General features: G+C 63.5%; 13 protein-coding genes. 4 read left to right on the top strand and 9 right to left on the bottom strand.

Features of this window, described 5'->3' with window-relative positions:
* Positions 1–126 precede the first annotated feature (126 nt).
* From AYX22_RS13055 to AYX22_RS13070, 4 genes are all read right to left on the bottom strand, one after another.
* Positions 127–903 carry a fumarylacetoacetate hydrolase family protein gene (locus AYX22_RS13055; RefSeq protein ID WP_207593826.1) on the bottom strand — a complete coding sequence of 259 codons (777 nt, stop codon included), beginning with the start codon at positions 901–903 and terminating at the stop codon, positions 127–129.
* A 23-nt stretch (positions 904–926) separates the two neighbouring features.
* Positions 927–1,727 carry an MBL fold metallo-hydrolase gene (locus AYX22_RS13060; RefSeq protein ID WP_207597581.1) on the bottom strand — a complete coding sequence of 267 codons (801 nt, stop codon included), beginning with the start codon at positions 1,725–1,727 and terminating at the stop codon, positions 927–929.
* A gap of 328 nt (positions 1,728–2,055) precedes the next feature.
* Positions 2,056–3,168 carry a branched-chain amino acid aminotransferase gene (locus AYX22_RS13065; protein WP_207593827.1) on the bottom strand — a complete coding sequence of 371 codons (1,113 nt, stop codon included), beginning with the start codon at positions 3,166–3,168 and terminating at the stop codon, positions 2,056–2,058.
* A gap of 120 nt (positions 3,169–3,288) precedes the next feature.
* On the bottom strand, positions 3,289–4,341 hold the full coding sequence (locus AYX22_RS13070) for a 3-isopropylmalate dehydrogenase (protein WP_207593828.1): 1,053 nt from the start codon (positions 4,339–4,341) through the stop codon (positions 3,289–3,291).
* A gap of 124 nt (positions 4,342–4,465) precedes the next feature.
* On the opposite strand from AYX22_RS13070, the gene AYX22_RS13075 reads away from it, so the two are divergent.
* The 4 genes from AYX22_RS13075 to AYX22_RS13090 all read left to right on the top strand — a co-directional run bounded on the left by AYX22_RS13075 (position 4,466) and on the right by AYX22_RS13090 (position 9,721).
* Positions 4,466–5,650, top strand: coding sequence for a histidine kinase (locus tag AYX22_RS13075; protein ID WP_207593829.1), 1,185 nt, complete (start codon positions 4,466–4,468; stop codon positions 5,648–5,650).
* 3 nt (positions 5,651–5,653) lie between these two features.
* Positions 5,654–6,367, top strand: a complete 714-nt coding sequence (locus AYX22_RS13080) for a response regulator transcription factor (RefSeq protein ID WP_207593830.1) — start codon at positions 5,654–5,656, stop codon at positions 6,365–6,367.
* An 88-nt stretch (positions 6,368–6,455) separates the two neighbouring features.
* Positions 6,456–7,250, top strand: coding sequence for an ABC transporter ATP-binding protein (locus tag AYX22_RS13085; RefSeq protein ID WP_207593831.1), 795 nt, complete (start codon positions 6,456–6,458; stop codon positions 7,248–7,250).
* 2 nt (positions 7,251–7,252) lie between these two features.
* On the top strand, positions 7,253–9,721 hold the full coding sequence (locus tag AYX22_RS13090) for an ABC transporter permease (RefSeq protein WP_207593832.1): 2,469 nt from the start codon (positions 7,253–7,255) through the stop codon (positions 9,719–9,721).
* Positions 9,722–9,841: 120 nt separating this feature from the next.
* Here the strand turns inward: AYX22_RS13090 and metG are convergent, their stop codons facing one another.
* The 5 genes from metG to ilvC form a co-directional block, all read right to left on the bottom strand.
* Entirely contained in the window at positions 9,842–11,401 is a 1,560-nt protein-coding gene (gene metG, locus AYX22_RS13095) for a methionine--tRNA ligase (RefSeq protein ID WP_207593833.1), read from the bottom strand.
* Between the two features lie 34 nt (positions 11,402–11,435).
* Positions 11,436–12,191 carry an ATP-binding cassette domain-containing protein gene (locus tag AYX22_RS13100; protein WP_207593834.1) on the bottom strand — a complete coding sequence of 252 codons (756 nt, stop codon included), beginning with the start codon at positions 12,189–12,191 and terminating at the stop codon, positions 11,436–11,438.
* Positions 12,188–14,998, bottom strand: a complete 2,811-nt coding sequence (locus AYX22_RS13105) for an FtsX-like permease family protein (protein WP_207593835.1) — start codon at positions 14,996–14,998, stop codon at positions 12,188–12,190. Before AYX22_RS13105 ends, AYX22_RS13100 begins: the two co-directional genes overlap by 4 nt.
* 215 nt (positions 14,999–15,213) lie before the next feature.
* Positions 15,214–16,809, bottom strand: coding sequence for a phosphoglycerate dehydrogenase (serA, locus tag AYX22_RS13110; protein ID WP_207593836.1), 1,596 nt, complete (start codon positions 16,807–16,809; stop codon positions 15,214–15,216).
* Between the two features lie 287 nt (positions 16,810–17,096).
* Complete coding sequence (gene ilvC, locus AYX22_RS13115; RefSeq protein ID WP_026540216.1) at positions 17,097–18,122, bottom strand: ketol-acid reductoisomerase; 1,026 nt, start codon at positions 18,120–18,122, stop codon at positions 17,097–17,099.
* Positions 18,123–18,170: the final 48 nt, after the last annotated feature.

Below are 18,170 nucleotides of genomic sequence, written 5' to 3' on the forward strand. Positions count from 1 at the left end.
GTTCCAACTTTACCGCTTGGCGCCGCCCCGGTTTCCCGGCTGGAAGCGCCCGACGGCGGCACTGACCGTTCGTGCGAAAGGTCAGTGCCGCCGTCGAACCTGGCTTTTTGAAGTTTCGCTGGGAGCCTAGCGGCGAACCACCGGGTTGGACAGGCGTCCGATGCCTTCGATCTCCACCTCAAAACGGTCGCCCTCGCTGACCAGGCCGACGCCTGCCGGGGTACCGGTCATGATGACGTCGCCCGGAAGGAGCGTGAAGGCGTGGGAAACGATCGAGACGAGTTCGCGGACGCCGCGGATCATCTGGCTGGTGCTGCCGTCCTGGCGGAGTTCACCATTCAGCCGTCCCTGAATGGACAGGTCTTCGTGGTCGAGCTCGGTTTCGATCCACGGGCCCAGCGGCGCGGAGGTGTCGAAGCCCTTGGCACGGGCCCACTGGAGGTCCGTCTTCTGGACATCGCGGGCGGTGAGGTCGTTGCCGCAGGTGTAGCCGAAAATGACGTCGTCCGCGCGATCCTCCGGGACGTCCTTGCAGATGCGGCCGATGACCACGCACAGCTCGGCTTCGAAGGAGACCTCCTCCGAGAACTCAGGGAGGATGATGGGGTCGTTCGGGCCGATCACCGAGGTGTTGGGCTTCAGGAACAACAAGGGCTGCTGGGGAACTTCGTTGCCGAGCTCCGCTGCGTGCTCGGCGAAATTCCGGCCGACGCCAATCACCTTGCTGCGGGGAATGATGGGCGCCAGGAGCCGCACGTCCTCGAGCTTGTGCTTCACATGGGTACGTTCGACGCCGTTGAAGAACGGGTCGCCGTTAATGACAGTGATTTCCTCACTGCCGGGCTCGCCTTCAACAACGCCGTAAAGGGGATCAGAATCAACTACAAACCGGGCGATACGCATGGGCTCAAGCCTACAGTCCGGGCTTAGCTCCGGAGGTAATCAAGTTGCGCTGCCACGGAAGTCTCCGCCGCCCACCTGACGGAAGGGTCGACGTCGGGATAGACGGCGTCGGTGACGGCGGATATCGAGGCGTCCGGCCCCAGGTTTTTCAGGGCCGCCCTGATCTGGTCAAGGCGCTGTTCCCGGTGGTCCCGGTACTCCCGGCATTTCTCGTCCAAAGCAGGGAGTACCGGCCCATGGGCAGGCAGGAGGATTGCGGGACCGAGGGCTTCCAACCTGTCCAGGCTTGCGAGATAGTCCCCCAACCGGCCATCCGGGTAGTCCAAAACAGTGGTGCCGCGCCCCAGAATGGTGTCCCCGGTAAGGACGGAGCCGACCGGCCCGTCGCCCGGGAGATGGAAGCAGACCGAGTCGGAAGTGTGGCCCGGCGTTGCAACGACGCGGATTTCAACGCCGCCTGCCGTGAGGACCTCGCCGTCCGTGAGTGGCTCGCCTCCGTGACAATGCTCCGCAGAGGCAGCCCGGACCGGAGCCCCTGTCAGCTGATGGAAGCGGGCCGAGGCCTCAGTGTGGTCCGCATGGCGGTGGGTGATCAGCACCACATCTACGGTGCCCGCCGCTGCGAGTACAGCCAGATGCCGTTCGTCGGCCGGTCCCGGGTCCACCACAGCCACATGGCCGGAGCCCGGCGCGCCAATGATGTACGAGTTGGTGCCGTCCAGACTCATGGGGCCGGGGTTGGGGGCCAACCGGAAGCGGGTTAGGTCGCTGCTGCGCTGCAGGGAAGAGCTGCCGTCGCTTTGAGAATTATCTGCAGCCGCCATTGATTCTGAAGTCACTCTCCCATCTTGGCACCTCCGCCGATCCTCTCTCACATCCCACGCCCTTCCCGCCGATCCTCTCTCACATCCCACGCCCTTCCCGCCGATCCTCTCTCACAGAGTCTCAAGAGTGGATCGATTCGAAGAGACAACACAGCAGCAGGCCTCAACCCGTGAGCGAGCGCCACCCCAAACCCCAGGAACCTGATAGAGCGTCACCCCAAACCCCAGGGAAGTGAGCGGGCGTCCGGAAAGCAGAACGGCGGCCCTTCCGCTTGATAACCAAGTGAAGGGCCGCCGTCGTGCGGTGGCGTTCCGGGACGTCCGGAGGCTACACCAGGCGGGTCAGCCAGCCGTGGGTGTCCTCGACGGTTCCGGTCTGGATGCCCAGAAGCTGCTGGCGGATAGCCATGGTGGTGTCGCCGGCCTTTGCGTCCTCGGAGCCGATGAACTCCGTGGCGTCCTTGAGCACACCGATTGGTGTGATCACGGCTGCCGTACCGCAAGCGAAGACCTCGGTGATCTCGCCGGAGGCCACGCCGTCGCGCCATTCGTCCAGGGTGATCTTGCGTTCGGTGACTTCGCGCCCCATGTCCTTGGCCACCTGGATGACGGACATCCGCGTGACGCCTTCAAGGATGGTGCCGCTGAGGGCAGGAGTGACGAGCGAACCGTCCTTCATGACGAAGAAGACATTCATGCCGCCGAGTTCTTCCACGGCGTCGTCGTTGAAGTGGTCCAGGAACAGTACCTGCTTGCACCCGTTCGCTTCGGCTTCCTGCTGCGCGATCAGGGAGGCTGCGTAGTTGCCGCCGCACTTCGCAGCACCGGTACCGCCACGGCCGGCACGGGCATATTCACGGGAGATCCAGATGGAGACGGGCTTGAGCTCGCCGCCGAAGTAGTTGCCGGCAGGGGAAGCAATGACCCGGAAGGACACTTCGCGGGCAGCCCGGACACCGAGGAACGCCTCCGTCGCGATCATGAACGGACGCAGGTACAGCGCTTCACCGTCGCCGGACGGAACCCATTCCTTGTCGGCCTGCACGAGTTCGCGGATAGCTCCCAGGAAGTACTCCTCGGGCAGCTCCGGGAGGGCGAGGCGACGCGCGGACTTGTTCAAGCGCGCAGCGTTGGCTTCGGGCCGGAAGGTCCAGACGGAACCGTCAGCGTGACGGTAGGCCTTCAGGCCCTCAAAGATTTCCTGGCCGTAGTGCAGGACCGCGGCCGAAGGGTCCAGGGAGATGGGTCCGTAGGGCTCAATCCGGGCATTCTGCCAACCGCCATTGCCATCGGCGTCGACTTTGTAGTCGACGACGGCGGTGTGGTCGGTGAAGTAGTCGCCGAAGCCTGGGTTCGCCAGGACGGCTGCACGCTCCTCAGCAGACTTCGGGGTTTCCGAAAGCTGCTGGCTGAATTCGACGCCATGGGCAGTCTGAGTCATGTTTCCTCCACAGTCAGCTACCTGGCAGGGCGAACCGGGTCCCCAAAAAGGGTGTGGTTCAGCGATGGACCAGGGAAGCAGGTAAATAATTCAAGACAAGCTTACGCCTGCGTAATGGGCCTAAAGTGCGGCCGCGATGGCATCGCCGATGGCAGCTGTGCTGCGCGGCGCGCCGGTGCGGCTTTCGACGTCGGCGACGACTGCCGCCTCAATCTTTCGGGCCGCCGTGGTGTAGCCAAGGTGGTCCAGGAGGAGCACTGCGGAGAGGATGGCCGCGGTGGGATCGGCTTTTTGTTGTCCGGCGATATCCGGAGCGGAGCCGTGGACGGGCTCGAACATGGACGGCGCGGTGCGGTCCATGTTGATGTTGCCCGATGCCGCCAGGCCGATGCCGCCGGTCACGGCAGCAGCGAGGTCGGTCAGGATGTCGCCGAAGAGGTTGTCGGTGACGATGACATCGAAGCGGGAAGGGTCGGTCACCATGAAGATGGTGGCAGCATCGATGTGCAGATAATCGTGGGTGACGTCAGGGAATTCCTGGGCCACTGCTTCGACGGTGCGCTTCCACAAGTGCCCGGCGAAAACCAGCACGTTGTGCTTGTGGACGAGCGTGACGTGCTTGCGCGGACGATCGTTCGCACGACGGAAGGCATCGCGGACAACGCGCTCCACGCCGTGGGCGGTGTTGAGGGAAACCTCGGTGGCTACCTCGTGGGGCGTACCGCCGCGCAGGGTGCCGCCGTTGCCAACGTAAGGACCCTCGGTCCCCTCGCGCACCACGATGAAATCGATGGCGCCGGGGTTGGCCAAGGGGCTGCCGACGGTTCCGTACAGTCGCGAGGGCCGCAGGTTCACGTAGTGGTCCAGGCTGAAGCGGAGCTTGAGCAGCATTTCGCGCTCGATGATGCCGGACGGGATGCGGGTATCGCCCGGGGCCGCACCGACTGCCCCGAAGAGGATGGCATCGCGGGTGCGGAGGTCGGCCAGGACCTCGTCCGGGAGGGTCTCGCCGGTCTCAAGCCAGTGCTGGGCACCGAGCTTGTAGTTGGTCAGTTCGAGGGCAACGCCTTCGGCGGCGACAGCCTTTTCGAGGACCTTGACGGCTTCGGCGATGACCTCAGGGCCAATGCCGTCGCCAGGGATGACAGCGAGATTGATGGACGTTGCACTCATAGCTCTATCTAGCCAAGCAATCCACATGCTGGTCAAAATCGTCTCATTCTGCGAACACTGATGTCCGGAAGGAGTCAGACCGCGGCATGACGCCTCCGCGTTAACAAGCGCATAGAGTCTAAGCGTGGATAGAAGGCACGCAGTATATGAATGGTTCCGGATCAACCGCTTCATCGTGGACCTCACGGCAACGTGCCTGCTGATCCTCCTCTTTGGCCCGGTGTACCTGATCGCTGACCGTCCGTGGCTCTCACTCTTATCCTGCAGTCTCCTGCTCCCCCTGGCTTGGCGGCGCACCCGACCTGCCATGGCTGCCGGTGCGGTGGTCATCGTATGCCTGATTCAATGGGCGGTCGGCGCCGAACCCGTGGCGGGGCAAATCGCCGTTCCCTTGATCATCTACGCGACGGCGGCTTACGGGCCTGCGTGGGCCAGCCGCAGTGTCCTGATTGCAGGCCTCGCCGGCGGCGTCATGCTGACCACCCGGCTGTTCTCGACCACTGTGGAATCGGGAATCATGGGCCTTACCATCGGCACGCTGTACACCGTCCTGATCTGGATGCTGGTGCTGGTGAGCTGGACCCTTGGCGACCTCACACGCGTACGCAGGCTCCAACTTCAGGCCCTGGAAGACCGAACGCGGCGCCTCGAGGTGGAACATGTGCAGGAACGTAAGCTGGCCGCCGCAGACGAGCGCTCCCACATTGCCCGGGAAATGCACGACATCGTGGCGCACTCCTTGTCCGTGATCATCACCCAGGCCGATGGAGCCCGATACGCTGCTGCCGCGAAACCTGAACTCGCTACGGAAGCGCTGGCTACCATTGCCGCCACGGGCAGGGACTCCTTGGGCGAGATGCGCAGGCTGCTGGGTGTCCTTCGCTCCGACGACGACTCCCCTACCCGCCCGCAACCGCGGCTCTCGGACCTGGATGAACTCCTCCTCGGGTTCCGTGCCGCCACCCTCCAGGTGGCTTTTGAACAGAGCGGCGTCCCCCGCCGCGCACTTCCGGCCGGAGCGGAGCTCACGGCGTATCGCATCATCCAGGAAGCCCTCACCAATGTCATGAAGCACGCGGGACCGAAGGCGGCCGCGGGCGTCACCCTGACGTGGCAGGCCCGGGGCCTGCAGCTGGACATCGTCGACGACGGCCGGGGCGCCGCCGCTGATCCGCCGGCACCCGGCGGCGGCAACGGCTTGCTGGGCATGGGTGAGAGGGTCTCCCTCTACGATGGTTCTTTGACCGCAGGCCCTAAGCAGGGCGGCGGTTTCCGTGTGTCCGCTTTCATCCCGTATTCGGAGGCCTAAGCCATGCCAGAACTTCCTGCGCCCATCAGGGTGGCACTCGTCGACGACCAACAGTTGGTCCGTTCGGGTTTTGGCATGCTGATCAATTCGCAGCCGGACCTCGAAGTCGTGGCTGAGGCAGGCAATGGGATCGAGGCTGTCCAGGCCCTGTCCGCTACCGCCGCCGACGTGGTCCTGATGGATGTCCGCATGCCCGGGATGGACGGCATAGAAGCGACCCGACGCATCTTGGAACAGGCGGCGGCACAACCCTCCGGTTCGCAACGTGCGGAGATCAAGATCGTGGTGCTGACCACCTTCGACCTGGATGAGTATGCACTGGCCGCCATCCAGGCCGGGGCCAGTGGGTTCCTCCTGAAGGACGCTCCGCCCGAAGAGCTCCTCGAGGCCATCCGCACCGTGTACCGTGGGGACGCGGTGATAGCTCCCTCCACTACCCGGCGTTTGCTGGACCATGTGGCACCGTTGCTGAGGACACAGACGCCTGAGCAGACCGAGCATGCTGCCGCCGTCGAACGCCTGACAGCCCGCGAGCGCGAAGTGTTCCAACTGATCGCCCAAGGACAGTCGAATCCCGAGATCGCAGCAGGGCTGTTTCTCTCCGAGGCCACGGTGAAAACCCATGTGGGGCACATCCTTGCCAAGTTGGGTGCCCGTGACCGGGTGCAGGTGGTGGTCATCGCCTATGAGACCGGAGTTGTAGCCCCCGGCTCCTAGCACCTCAGACCACGGTATGAGGGCACCCACCGGACAATGGGCCCCTGGCCCGATCCTGACGGGGTGCAGCAAAACATAGCGTGAAACCATGACAACCTTCACGCCTCTCTCCCACCCGTCAGGAACCGATCGACCCACAGGGTCCGATGAGGCCCAGGCCCGACCCGCCGTCGAGGCCCACGAGCTGACCAAGAGCTACGGCCGCGCCGATACCACCGTGACCGCGCTGAACAAGGTGTCGGTGAGCTTTGACGCCGGAAAGTTCACGGCCATCATGGGTCCCTCAGGTTCAGGGAAGTCCACCTTGATGCATTGCCTGGCCGGCCTCGATACAGCGGACTCCGGCCGCATCGTCCTGGGGGGCACCGAACTGACCGGCCTCAATGACCGTCAGCTCACCGCGCTCCGCCGGGAGAGGATCGGCTTCGTTTTTCAGGCGTTCAACCTGGTGCCTACGTTGACGGCCGAGCAGAACATCACGCTTCCGCTCGCTTTGGCGGGGACCACCGCCGACGCCGGGTGGCTGGATACCGTTGTCAGCACCCTTGGTTTGAAGGATCGCCTGAAGCACCGCCCCCATGAGCTTTCCGGCGGCCAGCAGCAGCGCGTAGCAGTAGCCCGCGCCCTGTTGACCCGCCCCGACGTCGTTTTTGGCGATGAGCCTACGGGCAACCTGGACTCCAAAGCCGGCGGCGAAGTACTGGCGTTACTCCGCCGGAGCAGCCAGGAGATGGGCCAGACCATCATCATGGTCACCCATGATCCCGTGGCCGCCAGTTATGCCGACCGAGTTGTCCTGATGAGCGACGGCGGCTTGGTGGGCGAGATCCACGATCCCACCGCGGACTCCGTCCTGGCAGCCCTCGGCAAGCTGGGAGCCTGAGCATGCTGCGTGTTGCCGTTTCCCAACTGACGACGCACTTCCGGCGGTTTATCGCCATCGGCCTCGCCGTCATGTTGTCCGTGATGTTCCTCTCCGCCACGCTGATGGTGGGTGCGAGCACGAACGCTTCCTTGGGGGCCAGCATCGGTGAGGCGTACCGAAACGCTGACCTTGTTGCCACATCCAAGAACGGTGAAGCATTCACCCCGGCCGCTGTGGAGGCTGCCGTCTCCTCCCCGGCAGTGGAGGAAAGCTACGCGGAGCGTTCCACGTACGTCACGTTCGGGGCCGGCGGCGGAGAGCAGTATGGCCGGCTGCGGAATGCAGCGCCCGCAGCCTTGGAAGGTGCCGTACTTTCTTCCGGGTCCATGCCGTCGAAGGCCTCTGAGGCTGTGATCGACGTCAAGACAGCCGGGCATCTGGGCCTTAGCGTTGGCAGCACGCTTGAGCTGCACGGGGCGGGACCTGTCAAGAATGCCAAGGTGACCATCACCGGCCTGATCCAAGCCACCAATGATCCTTTCTCGTCATCGGCAGCGCAGTTGGTGGCGTCCGAATCGGTCCTGAACGCGGTCCAGGACGCGGGTTCCGGTTTTACCGGAGTGCAGTTCTCGCTCAAGGCCAGCGAGGACGTGGCCGCCGCCAAGGAGTACATCACCCATCGCATGGAAGCTGCGGGAGCTACCGGGCCTGTGCTGGAAACGGCCCAGGAGAAGGTGACCTCCACTGTTGCCATGCTGAGCGCTGGGCAGGACCAGCTGACCATCGTACTGCTCGCGTTCGCCGGCGTGGCCATCCTTGTCTCCACTTTGGTGGTGGCCAACACCTTCTCTGTACTTGTGGCACAACGGACCAGGGAGTTGGCGCTCCTGCGCTGCCTCGGTGCCGGGCGGGCACAAATCCGTGGGTCCGTCATGCTCGAAGCCCTGGTGGTCGGTTTCCTTTCCTCTGTGGTGGGCGTCCTGGCGGCCACGGGCTTGATGACCGGGCTGATTGCCTGGGCCAAGTCCCAGCCTGAGCAGGCCTTCGCGACGCTGGCTGTACCGCCGTCGGCCATTATCGCCGGCCTGGTGGCAGGAACTTTGTTGACCGTGGTCGCGGCGTTGGTTCCCGCCAAGGCGGCTACCGCCGTCGCGCCCCTGGCCGCCTTGCGGCCCAGCGATGACGCATCCGTCCGGAACAAGCGCGGCAAGGTACGCCTTGTGCTGGGCTTGTTGGCCCTGCTGGGCGGAGCAGCAGCGCTGGTGTACGGCAGCGTCAACGTATCGCTGGGCGTTGCGCTGCTGGGCGGAGCCGCCTCCTTCGTGGGTATTCTCCTGTGCTCCACGCTGTTCATCCCCACGGTGGTTGCCCTGGCCGGCAGGCTCGCCGCACCCGCGGGAGTGCCGGGCAAGCTCGCGGCCGTGAACGCCACGCGCAACCCTGCCCGCACCTCTTCGACCGCGGCCGCGCTGCTCATCGGCGTCACGTTGGTATCGCTCATGATGACGGGTGCGGCCACATCCCGGCAGGCATTCAACGACACCCTGGCCGAGAACTACCCTGTGGACCTTTCGGCACAGACTGCAGTGGATGGTTCAGTCGACCACCGGCAGGCCCTGGCGAGGATCAAGGCGCTCGACGGCGTCAGCGCTGCGGTCATGCTGCAGCCGATAGGAACACTGGGCGATTCCGCTGCACCGGACAGCGGCATGACCATCTACGGCCTTTCCGCCGCAGATGCAGCGTCTGTGCTGCGCGATAACAACCTGAAGCCGGGCCCGGGCATGGTTTACCTTCCAGAAGACTCTCCAGAGGGTGCTGCGACGATCTCGACGGCGGAGGGCACGGTTTCGCTCGACGCCAAGGTGCTGCGGACCCGCCACGTCCCGGCGTTTGTGGAAAGCTCCAGCATCGCTGCGTCCCCGCTGCCGGAAACGGCGTCCATGGTGTGGGTGAAGCTGGATGATTCCGTCTCTACGGACCGGGTGCAGGCTCTCCAGAAAGACATCGCGGCAGCATTGGGGGTGCAGGAGCGAACCGTCAGTGGGGCCGCGATCGAGAGGGTGACGTTCAACAGCATCATCGATGTGCTCTTGTTGGTTGTCACCGGTCTGCTTGGTATCGCCGTGGTGATTGCGCTGATCGGCGTGGCGAACACCTTGTCCCTCTCGGTCCTTGAGCGGACCAGGGAGAACTCCCTCCTCAGGGCCCTTGGCCTCACTCGGGGCCAACTGCGCGGAATGCTGGCCATCGAAGCCGTGCTCGTCGCAGGCGTGGCCGCAATCATGGGCGCAGGCATGGGAATCGTCTACGGATGGCTGGGGGCGCAGGCAACACTGGGAGGCGTAGCCAGCGTTGTTCCTGCCGTTCCGTGGATGCAACTGGCCGCAGTCTTCGGGGTGGCCGTGGTGGCCGGACTGCTGGCCTCGGTGATCCCTGCCCGGCGCGCCGCACGCCTCTCCCCCGTCGAGGGTCTGGCCACCGCCTAAGGCAGCAACGCTCTCTCACATCATCACGCCAAACGAGAATCGCTCTCTCACTTCCCGCGGTCATACTGTCGGAAAGTGAGAGAGCGATTGCTCTTTATGGATGGTATGTGAGAGAGGGTCCTAAGCTTCAGCGGGCTCTTCGAAGCGGGGGAAGATCGGGGCTGGAGCCGGCAACTGCGTGCCTGCAAAGATCGGCGTGGCGATCGCGGCGAACTGCCTCGCCTCGCCTTCGGCCTGGCCCAGGACTTCGAGCAGCTTGGCGGACGACGACGGCATGACCGGCTGGGCGAGGATCGCTACGATCCTTACTACCTCCAAAGTGACATACAAAACCGTGTTCATGCGCGCGATGTCGGTCTTCCGCAGCACCCAGGGGGCCTGGTCGGCAAAGTAGGCGTTGGTATCGCCCAATACGGTCCAGATGGCTTCCAGCGCGCGGCTGAATTCCTGCTTGTCGAAGGCTGAGCGGGCTGTTTCCAGCAACTCCCCTGCCTGCGTCAGCAAGGCAGTGTCCTCCGACGTGAACTCTCCGGGCACCGGGACCTTGCCTTCACAGTTCTTCGCCACCATGGACAACGAACGCTGGGCAAGGTTTCCGAAGTTGTTGGCGAGGTCCGAGTTCATGCGGCCCACGATCGCTTCGTGGTTGTAGTTGCCGTCCGCACCGAACGGAACTTCGCGGAGGAAGAAGTACCGGCACTGGTCCAAACCGTACTGCGCCACAAAGTCCTGCGGCGCGACGACGTTGCCCAGGGACTTGGACATCTTCACGCCATTGTTGGTGAGGAAGCCGTGGATCATGACGCGCTGTGGCAGCTCAAGCCCGGCGCTCATGAGGAACGCAGGCCAGTAGATCGCGTGGAAACGCGAAATATCCTTGCCGATGACGTGGACGTCGGCAGGCCAGAACTTCTTGAAGGATTCCGACTCGACGTCGGGGTAGCCAACGCCGGTGAGGTAGTTGGTCAGGGCATCAACCCAGACGTACATGACGTGCTTCTCATCGCCGGGAACAGGAACACCCCAGTCAAAGGTGGTGCGGCTGATGGACAGATCCTCGAGACCACGCTTGACGAAGCTGATGACCTCGTTGAAGCGGGACTGCGGAGCGCCGAACTCAGGCTGCGCCTCATAAAGGGCAAGGAGCTTCTCCTGGTAGCTGGAAAGCCGGAAGAAGTAGCTTTCCTCCGCGGTCCAGGTGACCAGCGTGTCCGTCTCCTTGGAGTAACGGAGACCGTCCTCTTTCACCACGGTGTCGTCTTCGACGTAGTATGCCTCGTCACGGACGGAGTACCAGCCCTCGTATTTGGACAGGTAGATGTCGCCGTTGGCTTCCATCTTCTTCCAGATGGCCTGCGAGGCGGCGTAGTGGTCCTGGTCGGTGGTGCGGATGAAGCGGTCATGGGAGATGCCCAGGTCCTGGCTCATCTGCTTGAACGCAGCCGAGTTGCGGTCGGCGAGTTGCTTGGCAGTGATGCCTTCCTTCTCGGCAGACTGCTGCATCTTGAGTCCGTGCTCGTCCGTTCCGGTCATGAAGAACACTTCATGACCGTCAAGGCGCTTGAAGCGCGCCATGGCATCAGTTGCAATGACCTCGTAGGCGTGGCCGATGTGCGGCACGCCGTTGGGGTAGCTGATTGCGGTGGTGATGTAGAACGGGGATTTCTCTGGAGACGTCACTCTAAGAAGTTACCTTTTTTTGGGATGAAATAGCTTAGTTAAGTTCGGTCAGCGTATCGCTGAGCCGCACCAGCTCGTGGTCATGGGAGGCCACCAGGACAGCGATGCCATCGCTCGTGGTGTCCTTCAGGATCCCGATAATGCGGTTGGCTGCTGCCCGGTCCAGGCTGGCCGTGGGTTCATCCACTACCAGCACACGGGTGCCCAGGATCAGCGCGCGGGCGATGGCGACGCGCTGGCGCTCACCGCCGGAGAGCTGTGCGGGACGGTGCCGCATGCGGCGACCCAGGCCCACCAGGTCCAGGAGGTCCTTGGCCATTTCCGTCCGCTGTTCCACTTCGCCATCGGGCACCGCGGGAAGCAGGACGTTCTCCAGGGCGCTCATGCCGTCGATCAGGGCGCCGCCCTGGTCCACATAGCCGATGAGCGCGCGGCGGCGGTCAGCAATTTCGTCATCGCCCATGGTGTCCAGCGGCACGCCCTCCCAAAAGACCTTGCCCGACGTCGGGAGCGTCAGTCCGGCGCTCACGGTCAAGATGCTGGTCTTGCCGGAGCCGCTTCGTCCGGCGATGCAGTGCATCTCACCGGCGTGCAGGGTGAGGTTGAAGTCGTCAACGACGTCCACTTCCTCGGCGCCGCCCTTGTCGCCGCCGTAGTGGATGGTCACGCGGCTCAATTCCAAGGGGGTTGCGTGGTCGGAGGCCTTCACGATCGTGTTGGCGCGGGTCTGCAGCGACTCTTCCGTGGATTCCGGGGTGGCCGCCAGCTCGGGGTTGAGTTTGTCAGTCATTTGACTACTTTCGTTGCAATCGGAATCCAGCAAATTACGGCCAGCAGACCGGCCAGACCGGCCCACAGGGCCGCGTAGGGAGCCAGCAGCAGTCCCAGCCCCAAGGCGCCAAGGACGCCCAAGGGAAGAGCCACTGTGCCTACAAGTGCGTTCTCGAAGAAGCGGACCTGGCCCAGCATGTCCGGGTTCCAGCCCATGGCCTTCAAGGTACCGAGGTACTCCCGCTTGGCATGGAGTTCAAAGCGCCCGGTCACAAGGGTCAGCAGCAAGCCCACCACGACTCCAAAGACCGCCAGGATGACGCTCGGCAAAGCGATGCTTGCAGCTGCCAGGCCACTCAAAGCACTGGCACCGGCTGCGCGGGGGATGTCAATCAGCAGGGCGATCAGGGCACCCACTGCAGCGCCGAACACGCCTACTGCCACGGCAAGGGAGATGGAGTTGAACCGGTTGGTGGTGAGCTGCCGGTTGGCGAACGTCAACGGGGAATCCACCGTTACCAGGCGGTCATCGTGCTGCGGTTCCTGGTCGATCACTACACGGTGACGCAGCTGCTGGGCTGCCAGCAGCGCGGCTCCGCTGTAGATGATGAGCATGGTCACGGAAACAATGACGGTGGCAATATTCCAGCTGAGCAGGCTCAGGACGAGACCGGCCGCAGCAAGGGCCGCAGCTCCCACCGCAAACTCTTCAAGGACCCAGGACCGGATGCGTTTCTGCGTCCAGCCCATCGCCCTGAGAATGCCTGCTTCGCTCCGGCGTTGGCGGATGTAGCTGACCGTCGAGGCGCCTGTCAGGAGAGTTGCGCCCAAGAGCGTCAGGAAGAGCAGGGTGATGTTGGTACCGGTCAGCGAACCGGAGACGGCATCGGCGGCATCCTGGCGGACCCAGGACTGCTGGACGGTGCCCAACGGTGATTCCTTGCCGGCGTCGTCCTTGCTGTAGCCGGGAACAAAGATATTGGCATCTTCGCGCGCGGAACCTGCAACGACTGTGGCTTCAAGGCCGAGCCCGCGAATCTGCGTGGCCAGCTTCTCAACCTCGGGCTGGGCCGTTTTCCAGTTGCCGGCGGCCGAGGCCTTGACCCGGACGGCGTCAATAACGTCGGCGTTGGTGTCGTAGCCACGGGCTGCGGCTAGACCGTAGTAATCGGTGATGGCACCGGCGGACTGGCTGACCAGGCCCGTAGCGCTCAACGAAGGCTTCAGTTCCGTGCCTTCGACATCCTTGCCCTCAGCGTCCTTGGTGAGCGTCATCGGCGTGGGATCGTAGCCGCCCAGAGGCAGCTTGTTGACGTCCCCGGCTGCTGACTGGACGTCGGCGGGGTCAAACGTGCCGTACACCATGGGCAGCGGCGCGGCCGGCTTCTTGCCTGTTTCCAGGTCCTCGCGGTAGGAGCGCTCATCGACTGGTTTGCGCTGCGTCTGGTCCACGGCGGCACCGAAGGAGGACTTCTCAGGCAGGCGGTTGACCGTCACCCAGTCCCCCGGCGTCGCGCTCTTGTCCGAAGCGCCGTTGGAAGCTTCGTCGCCGTCCTTGTACTTGGGGGCTGCTGCAAACGCCGCGCTCCAGGTGGCGGGGTTGTACAGGCCTTGGCTGAAGGAAGCCGTGCTTCCGAGCAGCTTGCTGTGATCTGTTGAACCCGGCCATTCGAGGGCGAAGGGCGACTTGGACACGAAGGGGAGGTAATCCTTGTCCAGGCTCCGCGTCACCGTGCCGACCTCATTGACTACCTTGCCACTGGCATCCAGTTCCTCGATCTTCACCGAGTACTGCAGGTCAAGGGAGGTGCCGGAGCGGACAATCAGCGGGATGGCCTGGGAATCGTCAGTCAGCAAACCGTCACGCTTGGCCTGCTGGTACTGGGTCATCAGCGGCGCCCAGTACTTGAGCTTGACGCCCAGAAAGTCAGGACCTTCTTCCAACTGGTCCATGCTGAGGCCTGTGGTGAAAAGGCTTTCGAAGTGGCGTCCGATTGCTCCTGCGTCACGCGCATCGGCCGGCGGAGCCTTCTCAAGGGGTGCCAGGAAGTCGCCTGCGGATCCCAACAGCGCCCTTTCGGCGGCGGGGTCCACCGCGACGACGGACTCGGTCACCTCAGGGGCTAGGGGCAGCGCCACCGAGAGGTTGAAAAGATTGTGCTCGGAGCCAAGTGCGGGAGCCGGGAATTTGATGCCGGTCTCGCCTTCGGGTCCGGCGATCCTGACGTTGGAGCCGCCCGCAGCCTGCTCCTGGATCAAGCGGCCCTTGCCCAAGGTGCCCTCTGCGCTGGTCTTGAAGAGCGTCTGCTGGTTCACACCGTCAGAACTCGTGGCAGAGGCCGTCAGGCGGTACTTCTTGGGGGTATCGGACAACACCGATTCCGCAGCGGGCCATTTGCTGGAATCCATGGCCGAAGGATCCCCCGCGGTCACGGCTCCGGCCAGGCCGGCGTTGTACCCGAGGTAGTCCATGGCATTGAGGCGGGGAGCCTCCAGGTTCTGCGAAACGCGCGAAACCAGGCTGATGGGTGCGGCCACAGCCGTTTGGCCCATGGTGCGGATCTTCTCCAGCTGCTCAAAGCTGATGCCGCCTTGGCCGTTGGCGATTTCCGGCTGGATCAAAGCACCGCCGTCGCCATCTTGGGCCTGGTCCGGCTTGGCCTGGACCAGGATGTCGTAGAGTCCCCGCGAGTTCTCATCCACTGTCCGGTTCAAAGCAGCCTGTGACTGGCTTTGGACGAGGACGGACAAGCACATTGCGACGATCAAAATGGCCGCGGTCAGCAGCAGCACACGGCTTCTGATGAACCTTTGGACGGCGTTCATTGGGCTCCCTGAGACCTTGATTGCGGGCGCGCACACAGAGACCGGAATTCCTCAAAAGACACAAGGGAATACCGGGCTTTAGGTGCAAAAGTTGTGGCCGGCCTGCTGCCGGGTCCGAATCCCGGACCCAGCCATTGTAAGCAGACCGGCCACGCCTGCGTGCCAAAGGTGTGTCGCCGGCACGCGAACTCAGCTGATGGAAATCAGTTGCAGCCCTAGTCCTCCAGATCCACTTCCCGGACCATGTCGGCTCCGATGCCGGCCTTGATGGCCTCCAGGACCTGCTGCGGAACAGAGCTGTCGATGGTCAGGAGCGCAAGAACCTGGCCGCCTTCAGTCTGGCGGGCCACCTGCATTCCGCCGATGTTGATGTTGTTCATGCCCAGAATGTGTCCGATGGTGCCAATGACGCCGGGACGGTCTGCATAGGCCACCACAACCAGGTGCTCGCTGATGGGGATTTCGACGTCGTACCCGTTGACACCCACGAGCTTCTCCACCTGCTTGGGCCCCGTGAGGGTACCGGCTACGGAGATCTGGGAACCATCGCTGAGGGCACCGCGGATGGTCAGGACGTTGCGGTAGTCCTCAGCATCCGGGGTGGTGATGAGGCGGGTGTTGATTCCGCGCTGTTCGGCGATCACAGGAGCATTCACGTAGGAGACCTGCTCGGTCACCACATCGGCGAAAACGCCCTTCAGTGCGGCAAGTTCGAGCACCTTGACGTCCAGGGCGGCAATTTCGCCCGCCACTTCCACATCGATCTGGGTAAGGGAAGCGTGGGTCAGCGCAGTGAAGATCCGGCCCAGCTTTTCGATCAGCGGGATGCCTGGACGGACATCCGGAGCGATGACGCCGCCGGCGACGTTGACAGCGTCAGGCACCAGCTCGCCGGCAAGTGCCAGGCGAACAGACTTGGCCACCGAGACGCCGGCTTTCTCCTGTGCTTCGTCAGTGGAAGCACCCAGGTGCGGGGTCACAATGACGTTGTCGAACTCGAAGAACGGCAGGTCCGTGCTGGGTTCCTTGACGAAGACGTCCACACCGGCGCCGGCGATCTGGCCTTCCTTCAGGGCAACATGGAGTGCTTCCTCGTCCACCAGGCCGCCACGGGCTACGTTGACCACGTAGGCCGTTTCCTTCATCTTGCGGAAGGCGTCGGCTCCCAGCATGCCCACCGTTTCCGGCGTCTTGGGCATGTGGATGGTGATGAAGTCGGAATTCTCCAGAAGTTCATCCAAGGTGACCAGCTTGACGCCCAGCTGGGCAGCGCGGGCTGAAGTGATGTAGGGGTCGTACGCAAGGATCTGGGTATCGAAACCCTGGAGGCGCGCTGCAACCAAAGCACCGATGCGGCCCAGGCCGATGATGCCGATCTTCTTCTCGAAGAGTTCAATTCCCGTGTACTTGGAGCGCTTCCACTCACCGTTCTTCAGCGCAGAGCTGGCCTGCGGAATGTGGCGGGCCAAGCTGAGGATGTGCCCTACCGTGAGCTCGGCGGCGGAGACGATGTTGGACGTCGGGGCGTTGACTACCATGACGCCTGCCTGTGTGGCGGCCTTAATGTCCACGTTGTCCAGCCCAACACCCGCGCGGGCGATGACTTTCAAGTTCTTCGCGGCGGCAATGGCTTCGGCATCCACCTGGGTAGCCGAGCGAACCAAAATGGCGTCAACGTCAACGATTGCGGACAGCAGCTGGGAACGGTCTGCGCCGTCGGTCTGGCGGATTTCGAAGTCCGGGCCCAGAGCCTCGACTGTGGCGGGCGAAAGTTCCTCGGCGAGGAGGACGACGGGTTTGCTGGCTGACACGGGGAGGCACCTTACTTTGGACAACTTTGGGACAGGACTGGACAAGGAGCGGATGCGTGGCCCGGGGCACGGCGCCGGGACCAGCCCAGAATATCGAATCCGGGCAGGGATTCCGGTGCCGGAGGGGGATGTTACGGCCGGGCCGGTAGCCGTTGTGAAGAAGTTCACAGCCAAGGAGGCTGATGAAAACGGGAGCGAAATGCCGGTGATACGGCAACGCCCGCCCGGCTTTGTCCACCGGGCGGGCGCGTCGTTATGGCGGAGGCCGTCAGGCCGGCGCCAAAGGATCAGCGGGCTGCAGAACCTTCAACGTAGTCAGCGTCCTGCTGCTGCCAGGAGAAGAGGGAGCGCAGTTCGCGGCCGACCTCTTCGATGGGGTGCTGCTCAGCCTTGGCACGCAGTTCCTTGAACTCGGTGCCACCGTTGTCCTGGTCATCGATGAAGCGCTTGGCGAAAGCACCGCTCTGGATGTCGGCGAGGACAGCCTTCATGTTTTCCTTCACCTCGGGGGTGATGACGCGCGGGCCGGAGACGTAGTCGCCGTACTCTGCGGTATCGGAAACGCTCCAGCGCTGCTTGGCGATGCCGCCTTCCCACATGAGGTCGACAATGAGCTTGAGCTCGTGGAGAACCTCGAAGTAGGCGATCTGCGGCTGGTAGCCGGCTTCGGTGAGGGTTTCGAAGCCGTACTGGACCAGCTGCGAGACACCGCCGCAAAGGACGGACTGCTCGCCGAAGAGATCGGTTTCGGTCTCTTCGGTGAAGGTGGTCTTGATAACGCCGGCGCGGGTTCCGCCGATGGCCTTGGCGTAGGACTTCGCCAGGTCCCATGCAGAACCGGAGGCGTCCTGTTCGACGGCGATGATGTCCGGGATACCGCGCCCGGCTTCGAATTCGCGGCGAACCGTGTGGCCCGGAGCCTTCGGGGCGATCAGGATGACGTCAACGCCGGCCGGAGCTTCGATGTAACCAAAACGGATGTTGAAGCCGTGGGCGAAGGCCAGGGCCTTGCCTTCGGTCAGCTTGTCCTTGATGGAGTCGTTGTAGATGGCGCGCTGGTGCTGGTCCGGAGCCAGGATCATGATGACATCTGCCCATTCGGCGGCGTCGGCAACGTTCTTGACCGTGAAGCCTGCGTCTTCTGCCTTGGCGGCCGACTTGGAGCCGTCCTTCAGCGCGATAACCACCTCGACGCCGGAATCGCGGAGGTTCAGGGCGTGGGCGTGGCCCTGCGAGCCGTAGCCAACGATGGCTACCTTACGGCCCTGGATGATCGACAGGTCTGCGTCGTCGTCGTAGAACATTTCAGTCACTTGCGTAACTCCTCTTGAGTGGTTTCTTAGATAGTGATTGTGGTGCTG

It is taken from the genome of Arthrobacter sp. D5-1, assembly GCF_017357425.1.
GTDB lineage: Bacteria > Actinomycetota > Actinomycetes > Actinomycetales > Micrococcaceae > Arthrobacter.